This is a genomic window from Microbacterium forte (assembly GCF_031885415.1).
Taxonomy (GTDB): domain Bacteria; phylum Actinomycetota; class Actinomycetes; order Actinomycetales; family Microbacteriaceae; genus Microbacterium; species Microbacterium forte.
Window position 1 is genome coordinate 585,703 of the sequence record NZ_CP116871.1, and the last position, 23,191, is coordinate 608,893.

The following is a 23,191-nucleotide window of genomic DNA, read 5'->3' on the forward strand; positions in this document are numbered from 1 at the left end:
GATGGTTCGCCCCCTGGCGCATATATTCCGAGATATGGGTTCTCTCTACTACGGCGCCTCCGAGCCGATCCATATCGACGATCGTGCACTCGCGCACCTCAAGGTCGTCGTTGCGACGAAGCTGCGTCGCAACGAGAGCTTCACACTCACCTGGAAGCACCCGGACGGAGACCCTGAAGGCCGCTCGACGGTCTGGCTGCATCCGTCGATCCCCCTGAGGTTCGTCTTCGACGAGAGCGAGGCGCCCGAGCTCAGCCGTCGATGGATCGAGGATCTCGCCCATTCGGCCAACTCGAGCGGCGGCATCACGCTCGTGGAGGAGCTGATCGAGCCTTCGTCCGACCTGCAGGCTGCAGACGCTCGCTGATCCGGGCGCGGAGGGTCGGGCGGGCTCCGCAGTGTCAAGTCCCTCGTTCTCTCCGCCGATCGATGACATGATCGCGCCGATGACGGAACGCAGCGAAGGGCATGTGGTCGACAGTGCCGCCACGGTCCGGTCACGGATAGGGCCCGCCGACTCCCCCACCATCTCGGTGGTCGTGCCTGTCAAGGACGACGCGGCTCTGCTGGCACGGTGTCTGCGTGCCCTGCACGCCCAGGAGTCGCCGGCGGACGAGATCATCGTTGTCGACAATGACTCGTCCGATTCGTCGGCCTCGGTCGCTCGAGCCTCGGGCGCGCGCGTGCTCACCTGCATCGAGCCGGGCATCCCCGCTGCGGCGTCCACTGGATACGATGCCGCACGCGGTGATCTGATCCTCAGACTCGACGCGGACTGCGAACCGGATGCCGACTGGATCTCCGCGGTCGTCTCGGCATTCGGGCAGGACGAGCGCATCGGAGCCGTCACCGGAGGTGCGCGCTTCACCGACGGGCCTGTGGCGCTCCGCGTCCCGCTCGCTCGGCTCTATCTCGGCGCGTACACGAGCCTCTTGAGCGTGACTCTCGGCCATAGACCGCTGTTCGGCTCGAATCTCGCGTTCCGCAGGGAAGCATGGCATGCGGTGCGTGCGGACGTGCATCGCGGCGATGCACACATCCACGATGACCTCGACCTCGCCTTCCACCTCGGCGAGAACCACCGCATCGCTCGGCTCCCCGGCGAGTCGATGGGGATGTCGATGCGACCGTTCACCGCAGGGCAGTTCGGCCGGCGCGTGCAGCGAGGCTTCCGCAGCGTGCTCGTGCACTGGCCGCGCGACTTCCCCCCTGTGCGGTGGGCACGCCTGGTGGTCCGCCGTCGCCTACGCGGCCCCGCTGCACGGCGAACACGATGACCGTGCCCGCGCTGATCGGCCCTGTGGTCGCACCGGAGCTGCACGCGATGTCGTTCAACATCCGCCGGGCCATGGAGGGCTTCGCGCGTCCGAAGCAGGACCGCTGGAGTGTGCGCGCCCCGGCAGTCGCTGAGATGCTGCGCTCGGAGCGTCCGACGATCCTCGGGCTGCAAGAGGTGCTTCCCGGCGCGATGAGGGTCGTCACCCGCGCGCTCGGCCCCACTCACAGGTTCATCGGCAGAGGACGAGGCCGCGAAGGCACGGGCGAGGGCACCCCGCTCGTCTACGACGCCGAACGCCTGGAACTGCGCGGATGGGAGCAGCAGGCCCTTTCAGCGCGCCCAGACGAACGGGGCAGTCGATCCTGGGGCAACCTCATCCCCCGCATTCTCGTGACGGCGGAGTTCGCCGACACGTCGACGGGCATCCGGTTCCTCGTCGTCAACACCCATCTCGACCACCTGTCCTCTCGTTCGCGGCGACGATCGGCCGAGGCCATCTCCGCGCTGGTCCGGAAGCGTGCTCTTCCGACGATCGTGATGGGTGATCTCAATGCCGGTCCCCGCTCCCGCGCCGTACGCACGCTCCTGTCGCGGGCGGAGCTCACCGACTCCTGGAGCGCTGCCGAGGACCGGCTGACACCGCTGTGGAGCACGCTCAACGGATATCGACGACCGCGGCTCACGGGGCGGCGCGTCGACTGGATGCTCGTCAGCCGAGACGTCCGGGTGCGTGCTGCCGGCATCAACGCAGGTGTCTTCGATGGGATCAGACCCTCGGATCACCTGGCAGTGCAGGCGCTGCTGCGTCTGCACGGCAAGACACAGTGAAAGAGGACACAGTGAAAGAAGACTTCCTCCGTCCGCCTCGGTCCCTCGCGGAGTGGTGCGCAGACTCTCTGCGAGTTCTGGGGATCGTCGGCGTCGGCGTGGCGCTGATCTGGCTCGCGCCGACGGACGCCGGCATCGCCGCACTCGCTCTTCCGGCCCTGATGCTGCCTCGAGTGCTGGGACTGCGCGGGGGGTTCGATCTGGCGGTCTGCGCGACCGTGCTCGTGGCCGCGTGGAGCAACATATTCGACCTGTACCGGACGATCCCGGGCTGGGATCTGGTCGTGCACCTGATCTGCACGGGTATTCTGACGATCGTCGCGGCGCTGATCCTCACCCGGGCGGAGGTCGTCACGATGACTCGCGACCACGGCGCGCGGCCGCGAACTCCGCTCGTCCTGGCACCGCTCCTGGCCCTCGCACTCAGCGCCATGTGGGAGATGGTCGAGTGGCTGGGCTGGGCCTACCTCAGCGACGAGATCTTCGTCACGTATCAGGACACGATCGGCGACATGGTCTTCGGCGGACTCGGCGGTATCGCCGCCGGCGTCATCCTCGCGACGTCATCTCTGAGACGACCGCGCTCGACAGATGGCGTGGGCGGCTCAGCGAACAGGAGTAGGGCGGGCGGGACTTGAACCCGCGATCGTTGGGTTATGAGCCCACTGCCTTAACCAGCTTGGCCACCGCCCCGTGAGCACCAGCCTATCGGGCCGAACCGGTCAGATCGGTGTGGCGGCGGCGTGCGTCTCGAGGTGCACCAGATAGATCTCGGCGTTGGCGATCAGGTCGGCACGCTCGTCGTCGCTGAGGGATCGACGCACCTTCGCCGGCACCCCCGCCACCAGTGAGCCGTCCGGCACCTCGGTTCCTCCGAGCACGACTGCTCCGCCGGCGATGAGGCAACCCGCACCGATGACCGCGCCGCTGAGCACGACAGCCCCCATGCCGATGAGAGAGCCGTCTCCGATCGTGCATCCGTGCACCACGGCGTTGTGACCGATGGACACCTTGTCACCGATGGTGACGGGATGAGCCGCATCGACGTGGACCGAGACGTTGTCCTGCACATTGCTGCCTCGACCGATCACGATGGATGCCGAGTCGCCTCGCAGCACGGCGTTGTACCAGACGCTCGCGCCTTCAGCCAGCGAGACGTCGCCGACGATGCGCGCTCCCTCGGCGACGAACGCGTCTTCGGGTATCGACGGGATCTTCCCCGGGAGCGCGAGGACAGAAGCTCCGGCTGCGATGCTCATGAGGTGAGACTATCCTCCCAAGGCCGGATTTCCGCATGATTCCGGGGCACTAAGCCGAGCCTTCGCTTGCTTGCGGAATGTTTTCAGACGAGTAGCGTTGTCATCATCAGGCACGAAGAGACAACTCCGGAGGAGTCAAGATGAGCAAGGTACAGACCGTTTCCACCACCGCCAGCGACCCGACAGTGGCAGCTGCAGCGGCTCAGTTCCTCTCCCCCGTCGTGCTCGGACTCCAGGCACTGACGATCGATGGCAAGCAGGCGCACTGGCACGTGCGCGGCGCCAACTTCGTCGGCGTCCACGAGCTTCTCGACACGATCGTCGCGCACGCAGGAGACTTCGCCGACACCGCCGCCGAGCGGATCGTCGCCCTCGGCCTGCCGATCGACGCGCGCATCAGCGCCGTGGCCGCCAAGGGCAGCGCTACGTCGGTTCCCGCCGGCTTCACCCAGTCCGACGAGCTCGTGCGCGCTGTCATCTCCGACATCGACGCGATCCTCATCGACGTGAAGGCTGCGATCGACGGGCTCGACGAGGTCGACCTCACGAGCCAGGACGTCGCGATCGAGATCATGCGCGGACTCGAGAAGGACCGCTGGTTCCTCGTGTCGCACATCGCCGCATAAGCATCCGTCTGACGAAGAAGGGCACCGGGTCTTCCCGGTGCCCTTCTTCGTGTTCCGGATGTCAGGTGCCGTAGGTCAGACGCCCCGCCACCATCGTCGCCGTCACCGGCATCCCTCGCAGATCCGCCCCGGAGGCGGTCAGCGGGTCGTAGCCGCACAGGGCGACATCGGCCAGCTCACCCGGGCGCACAGAGGTGCGGACGCTCGCCCGGAGCGCCTGCTCGCGTGTCAGCCGCTCCTCGGGGTGCCACGGATCACGGTCGTCGTCGGTGCGGGTGACGGCAGCGGCGATCGCCTGCCACGGATCGAGCGGTGCCACAGGCGCGTCCGATCCGAAGCGCAGCTCGACACCGGCGTCCCGCAGGGCGCCGAGCGGATAGCCGATCGAGGTCTGCCCTGCCCAGTGCCGGCCGACGAGATCTCTGTCGTCGAGAGCGTGCTGCGGTTGCACGCTCGCGATGATGCCGAGTCTGCCGAACCGCGCGAGATCGGCGTGACGCACCAGCTGGGCGTGCTCGATGGTGCCCACCGCACCAGACGCGGTGAAGGCATCGAGCGCGCCGGTGACGGCGCGGTCGCCGATCGCGTGCACGGCGACCGCGAGTCCTGCTCCGGTCGCGACGGTGAGCAGCTCTGCGAGCTCGGCCGGGGGCACGGTGAGCACCCCGAAATTCTCGGGATCACCCGGATACGCGTGTGAGCATGCGGCGGTGCGGGTGCCCAGCGAACCGTCGCTGATGATCTTCAGCGGTCCGACATGGATCAGGCCGCGCCCGGCTTCCGGCGCGTCCTCGTCCTGGTGCAGCTCACCCGACCTCAGGCCGGCACGGATGGCTCGCTCGAGGTCGAACGGATAGATCGCGAACTCGACGCGATGCGCGGCGAACCCCGCCGCGACTCGGCGTGGCCACGCATCGGCATTCCATGCCATGTCGAAGTCGACCAGCCCCGTGACGCCGCGGGACGCTGCTCTCTCCCCCGCGTCCCGGACCGCCGCATCGCCGCGAACAGGATCCACGGCATTCAGTCGACGAGAGATCTCGAACGCGTCCTGCTCGCGCAGCATCCCGTCGGCGCTGGCGAACCCCTCGAGTCGCAAGGCAGCCGAGTTGAGCCACGTGCTGTGCACGTCTGCATTTATGAGGTAGGTGGGGACCTCTCCGGTGACGCTGTCGAGCAGAGCGAGCGTCGGGCGATCCGGCCACATCGCATCGCGGAATCCGCTGCCCACCTTCCGTCCATCCGGCAGGGGTGCCGCGGCCGCCATGATCGCAGCAGCCTCAGACGCGGAGGCCGCGCCGCCGAGTGCGACTCGCTCCGCCGCCAGCGCCCACTGGACCGTGTGAACATGGTTGTCCCACAGGCCGGCCACCGCCCAGGCCCCGTTGCCCTCGAGGATCTCGCCCTGCGGCGCGACAGCTCCGGTGGGAGCGATGTCGCTGATGCGACCGTCTTCGATGAAGATGTCCACAGGCTCGTCGTCGATCAGGAACTCTCTTCCAGGGCCGGAGACCCGCACGCCGACGAGGGTGCCGACCCGCTCTCCGATCCCGATCACGAGCGACCTCCGACGCGCGCCTGCTGAACACGACGCATCTCGGCCGCGAGGGCGGGCTGCCTGTAGGGCCCGACGGCCTCGAGCTCGGCGATGACCGTCTCCACGGTCTCGGTCGGCTTGTTCTGACTGAGCTTGCGCTTGGCGACGACCCTGGTCGGGGTGAGTCTGAAGCCCACCGTCCCTGTGGCCAGGCGAGTGACGAACGCGGGATCGTTCGGCCGTTCCCACATGCGCCGTGGCTCCGGCATCCGTCCCTCGAAACGGTCGACCAGCCGGTCGAGCACGGCGAGGTTCTCTTCGTCGCTGAGGATCTCGGGAATCCCTGCGAGATGCACGGCCGTGTAGTTCCAGGTCGGAACCGACGGCACATCGCCGTACCAACCGGGCGAGATGTAGCCGTGCGGTCCCTGGAAGACGACGAGCATCTCCCCATCCCCCAGGCCGTGAATCAGGTCGTCCGGCCGCCCGACATGCCCCACGACCGTCAAGTCGTCATGGTCGTCATCGAGAAGAACGACGTAGTGCGAAGAGACCAGGCCGTCGGGACCGTGGCTCACGATCGTCGCCCAGGGATTGGCATCGACGATCCGACGGATCTCGGCCACATCCGCGAGCGTGAAACTGGGGTTCTGACGCATCCCCTCAGCCTATGGCCGACGGGTCACGCTTGGCAGCGCGGGCACCAGTACAGCTTGCGCGCGCCGATCTCCTCGAGAGCGATCTCGGTGCCGCAGATACGGCACGGCAGACCTGCGCGATGGTAGACCCAGTGCCGGTCGTCGCGGCTCGCCATCGCGGCGCGGTACGCATCGGGCGAGAGATCATCCATGGTCATCATCTGACCGGTCTCGACGCCGACGGCGAGGAGACGCACCCAGTCATGCCACAGGGCTCGCACGACGTCCTCGGGAACCTCTCGGCCGGGGGTATGCGGGTTCAACCGCTGGCGGAACAGCATCTCGGCCCGATACACGTTGCCGATGCCGCTCACCACGGCCTGATCCATGAGCAGGAGAGCGATCACCGTCTGCTTCTTGCGGACCGCCGCGACGAAGCGCTCCTCGTTCTGCACCGGATCGCCCACGAGCGGATCGGGACCGAGCTTCGCGACGCTGGCGAGCATCTCCTCAGGAGTCTGCAGCACGCATGCCGTGGGACCGCGGAGGTCAGCGGCGGTGATGTCGGTCATCAGACGCAGCCGAACCTGCCCGACGACCGGCGGCGGCCACTCGAGCCCCTCGTCAGCGAGACCCTTCGTCTGCTCCGACATGCGAACGTGCACACGGGTTCTACGGGGCGCGCCGATCGACGCCAGCGAGTTCTCTCCGGCATCGTCGAGGATCTCCTCATCCACCACCGTGCCCCTCTGGTTGGTCTGCCCCATGCGACCGTTCGCAGACGCGATGGTGGGGTCCACCAGGATGTCGCCGGCGAAGTCCCAGGCTCCGTAGAGACCGAGGTGCACGCGCAACCACACATCGCCTTCGGCCTCGAGGAACATCTGCTTGCCCACAGCCTGCACGCTGATCGCCTCGCGTCCGTTCAGGACGGCCGCCCCCTCGGCGAATCGTCCCTGCGGGCTCGAGGCGAGCATCGCCTTGCCGACGAAGTTCCGATCGAACTGACGAGCGATGCGATGGACGGAGTGGCCCTCGGGCATGTCAGGCTCGCGGGTCCGGAAGCAGCGAGCCGTCGCGCTCGAAGTCCGCGATCTGACCGATGCGGCGGATGTGACGCTCGTCTCCCGAGAACGGCGTGGCGATGAAGGTGTCGATGAACGAGGTGACCTCGTCGAAGGAGTGCTGACGCGCCCCGATCGAGATCACGTTCGCATCGTTGTGCTCACGGGCGAGCTCTGCGGTCGACGTGTTCCACACCAGCGCGGCGCGGACACCGGCGACTTTGTTCGCGGCGATCTGCTCGCCGTTCCCCGAACCGCCGAACACCACGCCGAGCGTCTCGACCCCGGCCCTCTGGTCCGCCACGACCGCCTGCGCAGCGCGGATGCAGAACGCGGGGTAGTCGTCGAGCGCGTCGTACTCGACCGGCCCGTGGTCGACGACTTCATGGCCTGCGCTGCGCAGATGGTCCTGCAGCTGCGTCGAGAAGTCGAGACCGGCGTGATCGGTGGCGATATGGATGCGCATGGCATCCATCCTAGAAGCGCAGACGGTCAGCGGGTGCTCACGGAGCCACGCCGGCCGCAGCCGGCTTGAATCCCGCCCGGACGTTCTCGCAGCAGCCGGGGCGGCACACATCGAACGCACCGGGCAGAGAGGTGACATGGGGGCGATCCTCGTTCGGACGACCCTCCAGGCGCTCGACGATCAGGTCGACGATTCCGGTGACGAACGACGGGGCGACTCCGGGCGTCGGAGTACGCGTGAAGGCGAGTCCCGCCTCCTCGGCGGCTTCGGCGGCCTCGGTGTCGAGGTCCCAGAGCACCTCCATGTGATCGCTCATGAACCCGACGGGCACCACGGCCACGGCCTTCCGGCCGCGTTCGGGCAGCTCGCCGATGACGTCGCACACATCAGGCTCGAGCCACGGCTGCGAGGCGGGGCCCGAACGGGACTGGTAGACCAGCTCCCACGAGACGTCAGCCGCTGCCGGGATGCTCTCACGGACGCGATCCATCACCCACGCGGCGACGGCGAGATGCTGCGCGGCATACGCGCCGCCCTCGCCCCAGTCGATGTCCCGCGCGCCCGAGCGCTCGGCATCCGCAGTCGGGATGCTGTGGGTGGAGAAGAGGATCTGGATGTCGGCCGGGGCGATTCCCTGACCGAGGAAGGTCTCCACGGCCTCGCGGACACCCGTCTCGAAGGACTCGACGAACCCGGGGTGGTCGTAGAAGGGACGGATCTTGTCGATCGTCACGGTCTCGCCGAGCTTCGTCTCCTCGAGCACTCGCGCGAAGTCCTCGCGATACTGCCGGCAGCTCGAGAAGGAGCTGTACGCGCTCGTGGCGAAGGCGAGGAGCGTCGTCTTGCCGTCGGCTGCGGCTTCGGTGACGACCTCTTCGAGGTAAGGACTCCAGTTGCGGTTACCCCAGTACACCGGAAGATCGATGCCGCGGCGCGCGAGCTCGCCCTCGAGCGCCTCCTTGAGGATGCGGTTCTGTCCGTTGATGGGGCTCACACCGCCGAAATGGCGGTAGTGGTGCGCCACCTCTTCGAGGCGCTCGTCCGGGATCCCCCGCCCCCGCGTGACATTGCGCAGGAAAGGTATGACGTCCTCCTGCCCTTCTGGGCCGCCGAACCCGGCGAGCAGGATGCCGTCATAGGCCACCGGGGTGGTCATATACGGCGCGCCGGAGGAAGCGGCATCGGAGGCAAAGAGGACGGTGTTCTGCTCGATCGCGGTCACCCGTCCATTCTTTCATCTCCTGGAAGTGAGTCAGGCCGCCGTGCTGGCGTAGGCTGTCATGGTTGCCGTGGGCGCCAACTGCGCTGGGTTGCGGCAGCATCCCCTCACCCCTGGGAGTACAGCTGTGCCTGGAGAGAACCTCACCCGCATCGAAGCGCAGGAGCGCCGCGACGTCATCGACACCCAGTCGTACGAAGTCTCGCTCGACCTGACGAAGGGTGCGGAGGTCTTCGGCTCCCGCAGCGTCGTCCGGTTCACCGCGACGCCGGAGAGCATCACCTTCATCGACCTGATCGCACGCGACGTGCGCGAGATCTCGTTGAACGGAGAGCAGCTCGACCCCGACGAGGTCTTCGCCGACTCGCGCATCGCGCTCGCCGGCCTGCAGGCCGAGAACGTCCTCGTGGTCGACGCGGACTGCCTCTACACCAACACCGGCGAGGGACTGCACCGCTTCGTCGACCCTGTCGACGGCGAGGTCTACCTCTACTCCCAGTTCGAGGTCCCCGACTCGCGGCGCGTGTTCGCCGTGTTCGAGCAGCCCGATCTGAAGGCGACGTTCCAGTTCACGGTGACGGCACCGGCGTCCTGGAAGGTCGTGTCGAACTCCCCCACGCCCGAGCCCATCGTCCACGACGACCACTCGGTCGCGACGTGGGGCTTCGAGCCCACGCCGCGCATCTCGTCGTACATCACGGCCCTGGTCGCAGGCCCCTACGAGGCGACGTTCTCCGAGCTCACCAGCTCCTCGGGCCGGGTCATCCCGCTCGGCGTCTACGGACGCAAGAGCCTGTGGCAGCACCTCGACGCCGACTACATCTTCGACAAGACGCGCGAGGGCTTCGCGTACTTCGAGTCGAAGTTCGGCGTTCCCTACCCGTTCGCGAAGTACGACCAGCTCTTCGTCCCCGAGTTCAACGCCGGTGCGATGGAGAACGCGGGGGCGGTCACCTTCACCGAGACGTACGTGTTCCGCAGCAAGGTCACCGACGCCGTCAAGGAGCGCCGCGTCGTCACGATCCTGCATGAGCTCGCGCACATGTGGTTCGGCGACCTCGTGACCATGAAGTGGTGGAATGACCTCTGGCTGAACGAGTCGTTCGCCGAGTGGGCGTCGACGATCGCGACCGCGGAGGCCACCGAGTGGACCGAGGCGTGGACCACTTTCAACGCGATGGAGAAGACCTGGGCCTACCGCCAGGATCAGCTTCCCTCGACCCACCCCATCGTGGCTGAGATCAACGACCTCGAAGACGTGCAGGTGAACTTCGACGGCATCACGTACGCGAAGGGCGGCTCGGTTCTCAAGCAGCTCGCCGCCTGGGTGGGCATCGAGGCGTTCTTCGCCGGCGTCTCGCAGTACTTCCAGAAGCACTCGTGGGGGAACACCGAGCTGAGCGACCTTCTCACCGAGCTCGAAGCCACCAGCGGACGCGATCTGAGCACCTGGTCGAAGAAGTGGCTCGAGACCGCGGGCGTGAACACGCTCGAACCGGTGATCGCAGACGACTCGGACGGCACCATCACACGATTCGCCGTGACGCAGACCGCTCCGGCCGACTACCCGACCATCCGTCCGCACCGGCTCGGCATCGGGTTCTACAACCTCCAGGACGGCGCACTCGTGCGCTCGCACTACGCCGAGGTCGACGTCGACGGAGACCGCACCGAGGTTCCCGAGCTGCATGGCCTCGCGCGTCCCGACCTCGTGCTGCTCAACGACAACGACCTCGCCTACGCGAAGATCCGCCTCGACGAGCGCTCCCTCGCCACCGCGATCGCACACCTCGCCGACATCAGCGACCCCCTCGCGCGCTCCCTCGTCTGGGGCGCCGCCTGGGACCAGACCCGCGACGCCGAGACCGCGGCCTCCGATTACATCGACCTGGTGCTCGGCAACATCGGCCGCGAGACCGAGTCGACCACGGTCCGCACGACGCTCGCGCAGCTGCGCACCGCCGCCACGCTCTATGTCAGGCCAGAGGCTCGTCTCGCCGCTCGCCAGAAGGTCGCAGACGGACTCTGGGCTCTTGCAGAAGCCGCCGAATCGGGCAGCGACAGCCAGCTCCAGTTCGTGACGGCCTTCGCGAACGCCCTGGTCACTCCCGAGCACGCGGGCATCGTGGGGCGCCTGCGCTCCGGCGAGGAGACGCTCCCGGGCCTCGAGATCGACGCGGACCTCAGCTGGCAGCTGCTCGTCGGACTCGCCACGATCGGCGCGACGGATGCGGCATCCATCGATGCCGCGCTCGCGTCTGACAACACGTCGAAGGGCGGCGAGTTCGCCGCGCAGGCACGTGCGGCGCTGCCCGACTCCGCCTCGAAGAAGGCGGCGTGGGCGTCGCTGATCGAACGCGACGACGCTCCGAACACGATCGTGCGGTCTGCCGCGCTCGGCTTCGTGCACCCGGCCGGCGCCGAGGCTCTTCGCGAGTTCGTGCCCGCGTACTTCGACATGCTGGTGCCGATCTGGGAGTCCCGCAGCTACCAGATCGCGCAGTATCTGATCGTGGGCCTGTTCCCCACGGCCATCGCCGATGTCGAACTGCGCGACGCGACACGCGCGTGGCTGTCGGCCAACCAGGACGCGGCACCGGCGCTGCGCCGTCTGGTGCTCGAGAACCTCGCCGACGTCGAGCGCTCGCTCGCTGCGCAGTCCCGCGACGCGGAGGACTGAGCCCGCTTCTCCCATCAGGCCTCTGCGCGATGCGTCCAGCCCGCGCAGAGGCCTGATCGCTACTCTGGAGGGGATGATGCAGCCATTCGACACGACGCCCGACCCCGCAGAGACCGTTCTCCCCTCCTGGTGGATGGACGTCGTCACGGTGCTGCGCGATGTGGGCCTGCAGGCGCTCGGAGTGGTCGCGATCATCGCCGGCTGCGTTCTCATCGCTCTCTTGCTCCGCGTGGTCATCCGCCGCGTCGTGCATCGCATCGTCGACAGCGCGAAGAACAAAGCGGCCGTCGACGACACTCAGGCATTGGAACGCTCGCCGCTCGCTGACATGCGTCTCGTGCAACGCACGCGGACTCTCGGCACCATCCTGCAGAACATCGTCAACGTGATGCTGGTGGTCATCGCGATCGTGCTCGTGGTCAATCACCTCGCGCCGACGCTCCTGGGCTCGCTGACACTCCTCACTGCTGCTGTGGGCGCCGGTCTCGGTTTCGGCGCTCAGAACATCGTCAAGGACGTGCTCAACGGCATGTTCATCGTGGCGGAGGACCAGATCGGAATCGGCGATGTCGTCGATCTCGGCCTCGCCTCGGGCGTGGTCGAATACGTGAGCGTGCGCATCACGCAGGTGCGCGACGTGAACGGCACGCTCTGGTACGTCCGCAACGGCGAGGTGCTTCGCATCGGCAACATGTCGCAGGGCTGGGCCAGGGCGATCATCGATCTCGGCGTGCCGGTGGACGCCGATCTCGAGAAGGTCGAGCAGATCATGCTCGACACGGCTCAGGCTCTCGCGAAGGATCCGAAGTGGCGCACCCGCATCATCGAGAAGCCCGAGCTCTGGGGCCTCGAGTCGATCGACGGCGACGCCCTCGTCGTGCGGCTCGTCATCAAGGCTCGTGCCAACGCCAAGGACGACGTCGCGCAGGAGCTGCGTAAGCGCCTACGGGCCGCGATGCTCGAGAACGAGATCCTCCTCCCGAGCATGACCACCGTCGTCCCCACCGGGCTCGAGGGCGCCCGTCGCGTTCGGGGTGCCAATCCCCCCAAGACACGTCCGAACGCCGTCACCGGCGTTCCCGTCATCCCGGATCGTGGAATCTGGCGGCGCAAGAAGACGAACGATGACGGGAGCTCCCAGAAGTGACGTTCTACGACGAGGTCGGCGGGCACGACACCTTCGCGAAGATCGTGTCGGTCTTCTATCGCGAGGTCGCCCTGGACCCGGTCCTGAAGCCGATGTACCCCGAAGAGGATCTCGGCCCTGCCGAGGAGCGACTGCTGATGTTCCTGGAGCAGTACTGGGGTGGCCCCACGACCTATGGGGAGACGCGCGGACACCCACGCCTGCGGATGCGTCATATGCCGTTCCACGTCGACCCCGACGCTCGTGACAGGTGGCTCCGGCACATGCGAATGGCTTTGGACGAGGCGCAATTGTCGCCACTCCACGAATCGACGCTGTGGGACTACCTCGAACGCGCCGCGTATGCCATGGTGAACACATTCGAGCCGTCCGGCATCGGCGCACCCTCGGCCGGGCGCCCCACGCTCGAGACGCGATCACGTCAGGAATCAACGGAGAGCACATGACGAACACGCCCCTGTCTGCAGACGTACTGGTCATCGGATGGGGGCTCGCCGGTCTTGTCGCAGCGGGTGAGGCGCTGGATGCCGGTCGTCGTGTGATCCTGGTCGACCAGGAGCCGCGCACCAACCTCGGCGGGCAGGCATGGTGGTCGTTCGGCGGCCTGTTCTTCATCGACTCTCCCGAGCAGAGGCGGATGGGCATTCGCGATTCGCTGGCCCTCGCCACGCAGGACTGGTTCGGGACCGCATCGTTCGACCGCCCCGAGGATCACTGGCCGCGTCGGTGGGCCGAGGCCTATCTGCAGTTCGCGGCCGGAGAGAAGCGCTCGTGGTTGCGCGAACGCGGAGTGGGTTTCTTCCCGGTGGTCGGCTGGGCCGAACGCGGAGGCTACGGTGCGCTCGGTCCCGGCAACTCCGTCCCTCGATTCCACATCACCTGGGGCACCGGGCCGGGTGTCGTCGCGCCGTTCGCCGCCGCGGTCGAGCAGGGCGAACGCGAGGGACGGATCACGATCCTCCCCCGCCATCGCGTGACGGAGCTGATCACCACCGACGGAGCCGTCACCGGCGCGCGCGGCACGATCCTGGAGTCGAGCCCCGCCGCTCGCGGCGTCGAATCGACGCGGCGCGCGATCGGCGACTTCGAGATCAGCGCGGGCGCCACGATCGTCTCCTCCGGCGGTATCGGAGGAAATCACGACCTCGTGCGCGCTGCCTGGCCGGCAACCTTGGGCGCGCCTCCTGAGCACATGCTCACGGGAGTGCCCGCATATGTGGACGGATCGATGCACGCCGTCTCGGAGTCTGCCGGTGCGCGTCTCGTCAACGGCGACCGCATGTGGCACTACGTCGAGGGAATCACGAATTGGAACCCCGTGTGGCCGTCGCACGGCATCCGCATCCTCCCCGGCCCGTCTTCGCTGTGGCTGGACGCGACGGGCAAGAGACTGCCCGTGCCGCTCTTCCCGGGCTTCGACACGCTGGGCACACTCGCCCACCTCCGCAGCACCGGCCACGACCACTCGTGGTTCGTCACCTCTCGCCAGATCGTCGAGAAGGAGTTCGCCCTCTCCGGAAGCGAACAGAACCCCGATCTCACCGGCAAGGATGTCGGGCTCCTCGTGAAGTCCCGACTCGCCAAGGGCCCGACGGGGCCGGTGCAGGCGTTCCTCGACGAGGGAGAGGACTTCATCGTCGAGAACGACCTCGAATCGCTGCTCGAGCAGATGCAGCGGCACCCCGGCGGAGAGTCACTCGACATCGATCATGTGCGACGAGAGGTGATCGCGCGTGACCTCGAGATGGAGAACGAGTTCACGAAAGACACCCAGATCGGCATGCTGCGTTCGATGCGCGGCTACCGTGGCGACAAGCTGATCCGCACCGCAGCTCCGCATCGTCTTCAGGACCCGGCAGCCGGCCCTCTCGTCGCCGTCAAACTCCACGTTCTCACCAGGAAGTCACTCGGCGGGATCAACACCGATCTCGACGGCCGCGCTCTCGGTGCCGACGGCGAACCGATCCCCGGTCTGTATGCCGCCGGTGAGGCGAGCGGATTCGGCGGCGGCGGTGTGCACGGTTACCGGGCGCTCGAGGGCACGTTCCTCGGTGGGTGTCTCTTCTCGGGACGCCAGGCCGGGCGCGCCGCCGCCCGTTGAGCTCGTGCTCCGCGCTACTGGGCGGAGCCGGTGCCCCTGACAGCTGTGAGACCGGCCGCGACGGGTCCTCGAGCGAGAACGTGACCGCGCCGGAAGGCGAGTCGAGTCCACCGCCCCGACTGCATCACCGGAACGTCTTCCTCACCGGAGATGAAGCCGAACGCGTCGGCCGCGAATGCGACTCCGCGAGGCAGGCCGCCGAGATCCTCGTCGGGCTCCCCCCAGATGGCTGCACGAAGCGCTCTGACGGCTTCCTCCCCGGACCCGGGCGTCGCTCCGCGCGCAACTGCGCTGATCCCCCACTGCGCGCGTCGAGCGATGACGGATGCCGCCAGGGTCGACGTCGGCTGCCAGTGGCCGCGCGGTGGAGCGACTCCGGCCCACGCGGGTGAGAGCCCTGTCTCCGGCAGGGTCAGCGCGCTGTCATCGTCTGTCGCGGTGAGCGAGGAGACGACGACATCGCACTCGAGCTCAGGATCCACCTGCACGACGCGCATCGCCAGCACTGTCGGGGTCTGATCGAACAGACCGTGGGGCGCTAGAGCGGCTCCTGTGAGCGCGAGAACACCTCTGGCCGCCTGCAGCCGAACCCCCTCATCGGAGATTCGGGTCGCTCGCCCGAGGAAGGTCAGTACGTCCTTCGCGGTCTCGGCGTCTGCAAGAAGAAGCTGGTGGGGCACACCCTCTAAACTAGCAACGCCAGCGGCATCCGCCGTCGCGGGAAGGAACTCATGACCGCCGACGCCCACGCGATTCGCACCGTCGAACAACTCCTCGACGTACTGGACCTCGATTCCACTCAGGCCCGCACCACCGAAGACATCTTCACCGGATCTTCGCATCCGATGCCCTCCGGGCGGATCTACGGTGGTCAAGTGCTCGCTCAGAGCCTCCTCGCCGCGGAACGGACGCTCCCCGAGGATCGTGCGGTGCACTCCATGCACGGGTACTTTCTGCGGCCGGGCGACGCAAGCCAGGGCATCACGATCGCCGTCGACCGCATCCACGACGGCCGATCCTTCTCCACCCGTCGTTCGCAGGCGTATCAGAACGGTGTGCCGATCTTCTCGATGATCGCCTCCTTCCAGGACGACGATCCGGGCATCGAGCACGCGGTTCCCATGCCTGAAGGAATTCCGGGTCCGGACTCTCTGCTGCCCGACGAGCAGCGCGTCGACGGGCTGCCGCCCGGCGTTGTTCGGATGCTCAGCGATCGCGCTGCTGACGTGCGCCACATCGACTCACCGATGTTCCTGCCGAGCGCGGATTCCCGCGTTCCTCAGCAGGGCGTCTGGATGCGCATGAAGGCACCGCTTCCCGACGACCAGCGCATTCACCGGGCGGCTCTCGCGTATCTCAGCGATATGACGATCCAGGAATCGATCCTTCGCGCCCACGGCGTGTACTGGGGGCTCCCGGGGTTGAAGGTGGCGAGCCTCGACCACGCGATGTGGTGGCACCGGCCTGCGCGCGTCGACGAGTGGCTGCTCTACCTGCAGGAATCGCCGAACGCGCGCGGGGGCCGCGGCCTCGCTCAGGGACGCATCTACACGCAGTCGGGCGATCTGGTCGCCTCTGTCGCCCAGGAGATCATGGTCAGGGTGCCGTCCCCGGCCTGATGCCGCGCCTTTCGGCTCAGCGGTGGGTGTACTCGATGGAGGGGCCGACGTACGGCTCCCACGCGTCGCGCATCTCCTGCGTGAGCCGTGTGGGACGGCCCGACTTGGCGTCGACGAGCACGATGATCGCGGTCGACCGCGCATAGATCGTGCGGGGCTCGGCTGCGGGGTCGTTGTGCACCTCGTAGCAGACCTCGACGCTGGAGCCGCCGAGCTTGCCGAACCACATCTGCACTTCGAGAGGTCGACGCTGGTACGGCACCGGAGCGAGGTACTCGATCTCCTGCCGCGCGATGAGCGTCAGCGTGCCCTCGTCGATGCCTGAATCGAGCACAGCGGTCGATGGTGCCTGCTCACCGGGACCCGCACGCCAGAACGCGCGTACGCGCGCCTCCTCGAGGAGCTTCAGCATCGAGGTGTTGTTGACGTGATTGAATGCGTCCAGATCGCCCCAGCGGAGTTGGATCGGGATGTGCAGCCGGGGCCCCGGTGTCAGGTCGGACATCGGCGATCAGTCGCGCGTGAGCTTGCGGTGCGTCGACCGGTGCGGCTTGGCCGCGTCGGCGCCGAGGCGCTGGACCTTGTTCTCCTCGTAGGACTCGAAGTTGCCCTCGAACCAGTACCACTGAGCGGGCTTCTCGTCGGTGCCCTCGTACGCGAGGATGTGGGTCGCGATGCGGTCGAGGAACCACCGGTCGTGAGTGATGACCACTGCGCAGCCGGGGAACTCGAGAAGCGCGTTCTCGAGAGAACTCAACGTCTCGACGTCCAGGTCGTTGGTCGGCTCGTCGAGCAGGAGAAGGTTGCCGCCCTCCTTGAGCGTGAGGGCCAGGTTCAGACGGTTGCGCTCGCCACCGGAGAGCACGCCTGCCTTCTTCTGCTGGTCCGGGCCCTTGAAACCGAACTTCGAGACGTACGCGCGTGAGGGGATCTCCGTCTTGCCCACCGTGATGACGTCGAGACCGTCGGACACGACCTCCCACAGCGTCTTGTCGGGGTCGATGTTCGAGCGCGACTGGTCGACGTAGCTGATCTTGACCGTCTCGCCGATCTTGAGGTCTCCGCCGTCGAGCGGCTCCAGGCCGACGATCGTCTTGAACAGGGTCGTCTTACCGACACCGTTGGGGCCGATCACACCGACGATGCCGTTCGGCGGAAGGTTGAAGCTGAGCCCATCGATGAGCACCCGGCCGTCGAAGCCCTTCTGGAGCTTCTTCGCATCGATCACGATGCTTCCGAGACGCGGTCCCGCAGGAATCGAGATCTCCTCGAAGTCCAGCTTCCTGGTGCGTTCGGCCTCTGTCGCCATCTCCTCGTACCGCGCGAGTCGCGCCTTCGACTTCGTCTGACGGCCCTTTGCGCTGGACCTGACCCACTCCAGCTCCTCCTTGAGGCGCTTGGCGAGCTTCGCGTCCTTCTTGCCCTGGACCTCGAGGCGTTCGCCCTTCTTCTCCAGGTAGGTCGAGTAGTTGCCCTCGTAGCCGATCAGGCGGCCACGGTCGACCTCGGCGATCCATTCGGCGACGTGGTCGAGGAAGTACCGGTCGTGAGTGATGGCGATGACCGCGCCCTTGTATGCCTGAAGGTGCTGCTCGAGCCAGAGCACGCTTTCCGCGTCGAGGTGGTTGGTCGGCTCGTCGAGCAGGAGCAGATCGGGCTTCTGCAGGAGCAGCTTCGCGAGTGCGACGCGTCGCTTCTCACCTCCGGAGAGCGGAGCGATCGCCGCGTCTCCGGGAGGCGTGCGCAAGGCGTCCATGGCCTGTTCGAGCTGCGAATCGAGGTCCCAGCCGTCCGCCGCGTCGATCTCCTCCTGCAGGGTTCCCATCTCGGAGAGCAGGGAGTCGAAGTCGGCATCGGGATCTGCCATCAGCATGGAGATCTCGTTGAACCGGTCGACCTTCGCCTTGATGGCGATGCCGTCCTGGATGTTCTCGATCACCGTCTTGGTCTCGTCGAGCTCCGGCTCCTGCATCAGGATTCCGACCGAGAAACCGGGAGACAGCTTCGCCTCGCCGTTCGACGGCGTGTCCATTCCGGCCATGATCTTGAGGATCGTCGACTTTCCGGCGCCGTTGGGACCCACCATGCCGATCTTGGCACCGGGGAGGAACGCCATCGTGACGTCATCGAGGATGAGCTTCTCACCCACCGCCTTACGTGCACGAACCATCGAGTAGATGTACTCAGCCACCGAAAACCGCTCCTTCTGTTGGCGTCGAAGATCGACACTCCAGCCTACCGGCGATCTCGGGGGCCGCTACCGAAGCCGGATGCCAGCTCCACGACGCGGTTGCGCGCGGTGCCGCACGTGCCACGCACGTGGCGGGTCACCAGTCGATCGCTCGCGTCGTCCCGACGAGACAACGTCCCTCGGCCAGTTGCGGCATGACGACCGTGACGGGCTCGCCCGTCGACGGGCCCACCTGCCCTATGAGGCACTCCGTGTCTCCCCACCGCACGGCGAACATGAGGCTCTCCACCGGGTTGCCGACGGTCGAGACGTCCTGTGTGACCTGCATGGCTGCGCGGTCGAACCCGGCGGCGATCAGGGCGTCGATGTAGGCACGACCCGACACCTTCTGGTCTGACGCCCACACCGCGGCGGTCACGGCCGCGAAGAGCGGCAGGTTGTCATCGGCGGTGCCGTCCGGAACGTACGCGGAACCCGAAGGAGACGCCGACGGACTGGGGCTCACTCCGGCATCCGTCGGCTTCGGTGTGGGCGTTGCGGGCGCACCGCATGAGGTCAGCAGCAGCGCCAGCGTCGTGGCGACGCCGGTCGCGATCGCCGCACGCGATGCGGAGGAGTCCGGTCGTCGAAGCACGAACTGAGTCTAAGGGCGTCCTCCCCCGCAGCGCCCGAGCGCGCTCACGGCTGCCATGTGCGCCGGCGTCGATCGGCCAGGAATCTCAGAGCGTGCTCGCCCCTGCGGCAGCAGAATCCGCGAGGCCGTCTTCGGTGCCCAAGTGCGCGCCGTCCTTCGCCGCCCACGACGTGTCGATGTCCGGACCGTCACCACGCGAGTGCGCAGGCTGCTCGGGGTCATCGTGCGGATCCGATGTCGCAGCGGTTCTGGATGGGGCATCGACCCCCGATCGCGCGCTGCGGCGATACGCCGTCGTCCCCCATCGGAGATCGTGGCCGATCGCATCGGCGTCGATGTCGACGCTCGTGCCCTGCTTGCCGTTGTTCTCCCAGGCGCGAATCTTCATCCTCCCCGTGACGATCACGCTGTCACCGGACCGCAGAGAGGCCTTCGCATGTTCGCCCAGCTGACGGAAAGCCGCGACCGAGTACCAGTTCGTCGTCACATCGACCCACGTCTGGGTCGCATCATCGAATCGTCGGTGCGTGCTCGCGAGTCGGAAGTTCGTGACGGGAACTCCACCTGTCGTTCGCCCCTGAGTGGGATCGGTGGCGACGTTGCCGACGATGGTCACTGTGTCATGCATGTTCTCTCCTCTGTGCCCGGAGCGTGCGTCCGGATCACTTCAGAGTGCGTCCTCTCTCCACCTCGCCGATGCCGAGAACACGGGCATCCTGAACAACTCGGAGCGGCGCGCGAATGTGCAGAACCACTCCGTCGCCGGCAGTCGTCACGTCTGGCCAGCAATGTCGGTGGTCGGTCATACGTTCGAATCATGAAAGGAGATTCGATGTCTGCAACCCTGATCACGTCCACGCCCGAGGTTCCCTACGCGACACCGCAGCTGTCGACCAAGAAGGAGCATCTTGTGCGCGCGTCAGCCCACCTGTGGCGGGTTCACGACGCGCGAGAGAGGGTCCTCGGGCACCTGCGCCTCATCCCGGATCCACTCGGGGTTCGCTACCGGGCGGAGCGCCTGCACCTCGCCACGGCGTCGTTCCGACTCGTCGGCGACTTCTGGAGCGCGGATGACGCGGTCGCCGCTCTCCGCAACGGATGAGCACTGCCCGGCTCAGGCGATCGTGCCCCCGGCAGGATTCGAACCTGCGACCAAGAGATTAGAAGGCTCCTGCTCTATCCCCTGAGCTACGGAGGCGCACACATCTACCGTACCGCGCCAGACTCGGATGTCGGAGCCGTCGATAGGATGGCGAAATGGTATCTGCCTCAGAGAATGACCGCCTCGTATGGATCGATTGTGAGATGACCGGTCTCGATCTGGCCGTCGACGAACTCGTCGAGATCGCCGTCGTCGTCACTGATTTCGAGCTCCGTCCGGTGGACCCCGGCTTCCAGGTCGTCATCCGCCCGAGCGACGCGGCACTCGAGAACATGAATGACTTCGTGACGAAGATGCACGAGACGTCGGGGTTGATCAACGAGATCCCCCACGGCGTATCGTTGGCCGAGGCCGAGGCGCAGACCCTCGCCTACATCAAGCGATTCGCTCCGGTCGAGCGCAAGGCTCCTCTCGCCGGCAACACCATCGGCACAGACCGGATGTTCCTGGCCAAGTACATGAGTCAGGTCGATCAGTGGCTCCACTATCGCAACGTCGATGTCTCGAGCATCAAAGAGCTCTCGCGGCGGTGGTACCCGCGGGTGTTCTTCCAGGCGCCGGCGAAGGACGGCGGACACCGCGCCCTCGCCGACATCCTCGAGTCCATTCGCGAGCTGCGGTACTACCGCGAGGCGGTCTTCGTCGACGAACCGGGGCCCTCGAGTGACGATGCTCGCGACATCGCCGCACGCACGGTGTCAGAGTTCACTCCGAACATGTAATAGACTCGTCTGGTTGCCGATCGCGATCGGCACATGGTGGGTATAGCTCAGCTGGTAGAGCGCTGGCTTGTGGTGCCGGATGTCGCGGGTTCGAGTCCCGTTACTCACCCCACTCTGAGAAGGTCCGAGTCGAAAGGCTCGGACCTTCTCTGCGTCACGAAGCGCTTCCTGCTCCGGGCCCTAACCACGGTGATCGACGCACGGTGAGGCCCCCGTAGGATTGCGGGGTGTCGCTCGCCGTGTGGTTCTCACTTCTGACCGCCTGCGTGGTTATCAGCTTCACGCCGGGGGCCGGCGCCATCAACACGATGTCGAACGCGCTGAGCCAGGGCTGGCGCCGTTCGATCTGGGGAATCCTCGGGCAGCAGCTCGCTCTCATCGTTCATGTCGTGATCGTGGCGGCAGGCCTCGGACTCGTCGTGTCGCAGTCTGAGGTGCTGTTCAACGTGATCCGATACGCCGGCGCGGCATACCTGGTCTTCCTCGGCATACGTCTGATCCTCACCAAGCCGAAGCTTCCTGCCGCTGATGAGGGGACCACGGTCGACCTCTACGAGGGCCACTGGTCGATGATCAGACGCGGGTTCTGGGTGAATCTCCTCAACCCGAAGGCGATCGTGTTCTTCCTCGCGTTCATCCCGCAGTTCATCCGCCTCGATCAGCCACAGCTCCCTCAATACCTCACTCTCATCGTCACGGTCATCATCGTCGACATCGTGGTGATGTGGGGGTTCTTCGCCACCGCGGCACGGCCTTTCCGAAGCCTCACACGATCAGCGCGCGGACAGCGGACGCTCAACAGCGTCTTCGGTGTCCTCTTCATCGCCGTCGCCGGTCTCCTCGTCTTCCTCCACTGACGCTTCGCTCCCCCGCCCGGCAATAGGCTGGACCTGATGGAAATGGATGCTGCGGACTTCGAAGAACTCGTGATCGACGAGCTCGATCGGCTGCCCGACGAGATGGTCGACGGGCTGGAGAACGTGGTGTTCGTCGTCGAGGATCGTCCGGAGGACGGAAGCCTGGACCTGCTCGGGCTCTACGACGGGCTGGCCCTGACCGAGCGCACGCAGTACGGCTCCGGCGAGCTCCCCGACCGGATCGTCGTCTACCGCGAGCCGCATCTGGCAGCGTGCGAGACGGACGACGAACTGCGCGACGAGGTGCACACGACCCTGGTGCACGAGATCGCGCACTTCTACGGCATCGACGACGAGCAGCTCCACACGCTGGGGTGGGCATGAGCCCCCTCGCCACGCCCGACGTCGAAGAGTCGGTCGATCTCTCGGCAGCTCCGCTCGAACCATGGGAGGTCGTCGTGTGGAACGACCCTGTCAACCTGATGAGCTACGTCGTGCGAGTCTTCCGCACCTACTTCGGCTACTCGCTGGAGCGCGCGACGGTGCTCATGCGACAGGTGCACCACGACGGCCAGGCGATCGTCGCGACAGGGCCGCGAGAGACGATGGAGGTGCACGCGCAGGCGATGCACGACTACGGCCTGTGGGCGACCGTCCGAAAGGCCAAAGGATGAGCGAGCCGATGGTGCGGATACGTATGGCTCGGGTCGAGGGCGCGCAGCTCGCGCAGCTGGTCGACGACTTCCGCGATCTCGTGGGAGCGACCCGCGACGTCGAGGATCCCGCGATCGGCCGCCTGGTTCCCGATGCCTACCCCGAGGACGAGGAGTCGTCTCGCGCGTTCCGGGATGCGACGCGAGAAGACCTGCTCGACCGACGCGCTCTGGACGCGGACATCGTCCGCACCGCACTCGCAGGCATGCGCGGTGACCTCGCCGAGATGTCACACAGCGAGGCCTTCGCGGAGCACGACCTCGACATACCTCCGTCCGACATCGACGCATGGCTGCGCACGCTCACCGCATTGCGCCTCGTGATCGCGGAGCGCCTCGGCATCGAGAGCGACGATGACCATGACCCCGACGACCCGCGGTTCGGCGTCTACGACTGGCTGGGGTACCGCCTCGAACTCACGATCGACGCGGCCGACGAGCTCCTCTGA

27 protein-coding genes and 3 tRNA genes are annotated in these 23,191 nt (G+C 66.7%); 17 read left to right on the plus strand and 13 right to left on the minus strand.

All coding sequences use genetic code 11. The annotated features are described in order from the left end of the window. The first annotated feature begins 34 nt into the window (after positions 1-34). The 4 genes from OB895_RS02965 to OB895_RS02980 all read left to right on the plus strand — a co-directional run bounded on the left by OB895_RS02965 (position 35) and on the right by OB895_RS02980 (position 2,745). Positions 35-367, plus strand: a complete 333-nt coding sequence (locus OB895_RS02965; RefSeq protein ID WP_042536702.1) for a DUF7882 family protein — start codon at positions 35-37, stop codon at positions 365-367. Positions 368-446: 79 nt separating this feature from the next. Beyond that, the gene (locus tag OB895_RS02970; RefSeq protein ID WP_311878985.1) at positions 447-1,277 is read left to right on the plus strand and encodes a glycosyltransferase family 2 protein; all 831 of its coding nucleotides are present in this window, start codon (positions 447-449) and stop codon (positions 1,275-1,277) included. After that, positions 1,274-2,107, plus strand: a complete 834-nt coding sequence (locus tag OB895_RS02975) for an endonuclease/exonuclease/phosphatase family protein (RefSeq protein WP_079112769.1) — start codon at positions 1,274-1,276, stop codon at positions 2,105-2,107. The genes OB895_RS02970 and OB895_RS02975 overlap by 4 nt, the downstream gene beginning before the upstream one ends. Positions 2,108-2,118: 11 nt before the next feature. Further along, a complete protein-coding gene (locus OB895_RS02980) occupies positions 2,119-2,745 on the plus strand; it encodes a DUF2238 domain-containing protein (RefSeq protein ID WP_079112768.1) in 627 nt (208 codons plus the stop codon). Here OB895_RS02980 and OB895_RS02985 read toward each other — a convergent pair. Then, a tRNA-Ile gene (locus OB895_RS02985) sits at positions 2,727-2,800 on the minus strand. The two genes, OB895_RS02980 and OB895_RS02985, sit on opposite strands and share 19 nt — an antisense overlap. A 29-nt stretch (positions 2,801-2,829) precedes the next feature. Next, the gene (locus OB895_RS02990; RefSeq protein WP_079112767.1) at positions 2,830-3,366 is read right to left on the minus strand and encodes a gamma carbonic anhydrase family protein; all 537 of its coding nucleotides are present in this window, start codon (positions 3,364-3,366) and stop codon (positions 2,830-2,832) included. 140 nt (positions 3,367-3,506) lie between these two features. Between OB895_RS02990 and OB895_RS02995 the strand changes: the two genes are divergently transcribed. Further along, entirely contained in the window at positions 3,507-3,992 is a 486-nt protein-coding gene (locus OB895_RS02995; protein ID WP_042536706.1) for a Dps family protein, read from the plus strand. A gap of 61 nt (positions 3,993-4,053) precedes the next feature. Here the strand turns inward: OB895_RS02995 and OB895_RS03000 are convergent, their stop codons facing one another. Genes OB895_RS03000 through OB895_RS03020 form a run of 5 tightly spaced genes read right to left on the minus strand, consistent with a single transcriptional unit; the run spans position 4,054 to position 8,919 of the window. Next, entirely contained in the window at positions 4,054-5,550 is a 1,497-nt protein-coding gene (locus OB895_RS03000) for an amidohydrolase (protein WP_079112766.1), read from the minus strand. Further along, entirely contained in the window at positions 5,547-6,188 is a 642-nt protein-coding gene (locus OB895_RS03005) for an FMN-binding negative transcriptional regulator (protein WP_042536708.1), read from the minus strand. Before OB895_RS03005 ends, OB895_RS03000 begins: the two co-directional genes overlap by 4 nt. Before the next feature lie 23 nt (positions 6,189-6,211). Next, positions 6,212-7,210: an Fpg/Nei family DNA glycosylase gene (locus OB895_RS03010; RefSeq protein ID WP_042536710.1), complete on the minus strand. Its 999-nt coding sequence runs from the start codon at positions 7,208-7,210 to the stop codon at positions 6,212-6,214. Position 7,211: 1 nt separating this feature from the next. Then, a complete protein-coding gene (locus OB895_RS03015) occupies positions 7,212-7,697 on the minus strand; it encodes a ribose-5-phosphate isomerase (RefSeq protein WP_042536711.1) in 486 nt (161 codons plus the stop codon). Positions 7,698-7,734: 37 nt separating this feature from the next. After that, entirely contained in the window at positions 7,735-8,919 is a 1,185-nt protein-coding gene (locus OB895_RS03020) for a ferrochelatase (protein ID WP_042536712.1), read from the minus strand. A gap of 124 nt (positions 8,920-9,043) precedes the next feature. Here OB895_RS03020 and pepN point away from each other — a divergent pair, with 124 nt between their 5' ends. From pepN to OB895_RS03040, 4 genes are all read left to right on the plus strand, one after another. Then, positions 9,044-11,596 carry an aminopeptidase N gene (gene pepN / locus OB895_RS03025; protein WP_042536714.1) on the plus strand — a complete coding sequence of 851 codons (2,553 nt, stop codon included), beginning with the start codon at positions 9,044-9,046 and terminating at the stop codon, positions 11,594-11,596. Positions 11,597-11,669: 73 nt separating this feature from the next. Next, positions 11,670-12,743 (plus strand): mechanosensitive ion channel family protein, encoded by a 1,074-nt coding sequence (locus OB895_RS03030; protein WP_042536715.1) that lies wholly within the window; start codon positions 11,670-11,672, stop codon positions 12,741-12,743. Then, positions 12,740-13,189 carry a globin gene (locus OB895_RS03035; RefSeq protein WP_311879002.1) on the plus strand — a complete coding sequence of 150 codons (450 nt, stop codon included), beginning with the start codon at positions 12,740-12,742 and terminating at the stop codon, positions 13,187-13,189. The genes OB895_RS03030 and OB895_RS03035 overlap by 4 nt, the downstream gene beginning before the upstream one ends. Then, the gene (locus OB895_RS03040) at positions 13,186-14,844 is read left to right on the plus strand and encodes an FAD-binding dehydrogenase (RefSeq protein WP_042536718.1); all 1,659 of its coding nucleotides are present in this window, start codon (positions 13,186-13,188) and stop codon (positions 14,842-14,844) included. Before OB895_RS03035 ends, OB895_RS03040 begins: the two co-directional genes overlap by 4 nt. A 14-nt stretch (positions 14,845-14,858) precedes the next feature. Here OB895_RS03040 and OB895_RS03045 read toward each other — a convergent pair whose 3' ends face one another. Continuing rightward, positions 14,859-15,686, minus strand: coding sequence for a DUF8185 domain-containing protein (locus OB895_RS03045; protein WP_376708826.1), 828 nt, complete (start codon positions 15,684-15,686; stop codon positions 14,859-14,861). Here OB895_RS03045 and OB895_RS03050 point away from each other — a divergent pair. Then, positions 15,576-16,463 (plus strand): acyl-CoA thioesterase, encoded by an 888-nt coding sequence (locus OB895_RS03050; RefSeq protein WP_042536722.1) that lies wholly within the window; start codon positions 15,576-15,578, stop codon positions 16,461-16,463. The two genes, OB895_RS03045 and OB895_RS03050, sit on opposite strands and share 111 nt — an antisense overlap. 16 nt (positions 16,464-16,479) lie before the next feature. Here the strand turns inward: OB895_RS03050 and OB895_RS03055 are convergent, their stop codons facing one another. From OB895_RS03055 to OB895_RS03070, 4 genes are all read right to left on the minus strand, one after another. Further along, positions 16,480-16,968, minus strand: coding sequence for an acyl-CoA thioesterase (locus tag OB895_RS03055; protein ID WP_311879005.1), 489 nt, complete (start codon positions 16,966-16,968; stop codon positions 16,480-16,482). 6 nt (positions 16,969-16,974) lie between these two features. Then, positions 16,975-18,654 carry an energy-dependent translational throttle protein EttA gene (ettA, locus tag OB895_RS03060; protein ID WP_042536724.1) on the minus strand — a complete coding sequence of 560 codons (1,680 nt, stop codon included), beginning with the start codon at positions 18,652-18,654 and terminating at the stop codon, positions 16,975-16,977. Positions 18,655-18,790: 136 nt separating this feature from the next. Next, entirely contained in the window at positions 18,791-19,288 is a 498-nt protein-coding gene (locus OB895_RS03065; RefSeq protein ID WP_042536725.1) for a DUF6993 domain-containing protein, read from the minus strand. 85 nt (positions 19,289-19,373) lie between these two features. Next, on the minus strand, positions 19,374-19,916 hold the full coding sequence (locus OB895_RS03070; protein ID WP_311879007.1) for a single-stranded DNA-binding protein: 543 nt from the start codon (positions 19,914-19,916) through the stop codon (positions 19,374-19,376). 204 nt (positions 19,917-20,120) lie between these two features. On the opposite strand from OB895_RS03070, the gene OB895_RS03075 reads away from it, so the two are divergent. Next, positions 20,121-20,390, plus strand: coding sequence for a hypothetical protein (locus OB895_RS03075; RefSeq protein WP_052492803.1), 270 nt, complete (start codon positions 20,121-20,123; stop codon positions 20,388-20,390). A 23-nt stretch (positions 20,391-20,413) separates the two neighbouring features. Here the strand turns inward: OB895_RS03075 and OB895_RS03080 are convergent. Continuing rightward, positions 20,414-20,486 (minus strand) — tRNA-Arg (locus OB895_RS03080). Between the two features lie 59 nt (positions 20,487-20,545). Between OB895_RS03080 and orn the strand changes: the two genes are divergently transcribed. The 6 genes from orn to OB895_RS03110 all read left to right on the plus strand — a co-directional run bounded on the left by orn (position 20,546) and on the right by OB895_RS03110 (position 23,191). Then, positions 20,546-21,172, plus strand: a complete 627-nt coding sequence (orn, locus tag OB895_RS03085) for an oligoribonuclease (RefSeq protein WP_042536728.1) — start codon at positions 20,546-20,548, stop codon at positions 21,170-21,172. Positions 21,173-21,208: 36 nt separating this feature from the next. Next, positions 21,209-21,284, plus strand: a tRNA-His gene (locus OB895_RS03090). A 115-nt stretch (positions 21,285-21,399) separates the two neighbouring features. Beyond that, entirely contained in the window at positions 21,400-22,029 is a 630-nt protein-coding gene (locus OB895_RS03095; protein ID WP_079112764.1) for a LysE family transporter, read from the plus strand. A 36-nt stretch (positions 22,030-22,065) separates the two neighbouring features. After that, the gene (locus OB895_RS03100) at positions 22,066-22,413 is read left to right on the plus strand and encodes a metallopeptidase family protein (RefSeq protein WP_056376754.1); all 348 of its coding nucleotides are present in this window, start codon (positions 22,066-22,068) and stop codon (positions 22,411-22,413) included. Then, on the plus strand, positions 22,410-22,703 hold the full coding sequence (clpS, locus tag OB895_RS03105; protein ID WP_042536733.1) for an ATP-dependent Clp protease adapter ClpS: 294 nt from the start codon (positions 22,410-22,412) through the stop codon (positions 22,701-22,703). The genes OB895_RS03100 and clpS overlap by 4 nt, the downstream gene beginning before the upstream one ends. After that, a complete protein-coding gene (locus tag OB895_RS03110) occupies positions 22,700-23,191 on the plus strand; it encodes a DUF2017 family protein (protein WP_042536734.1) in 492 nt (163 codons plus the stop codon). Before clpS ends, OB895_RS03110 begins: the two co-directional genes overlap by 4 nt.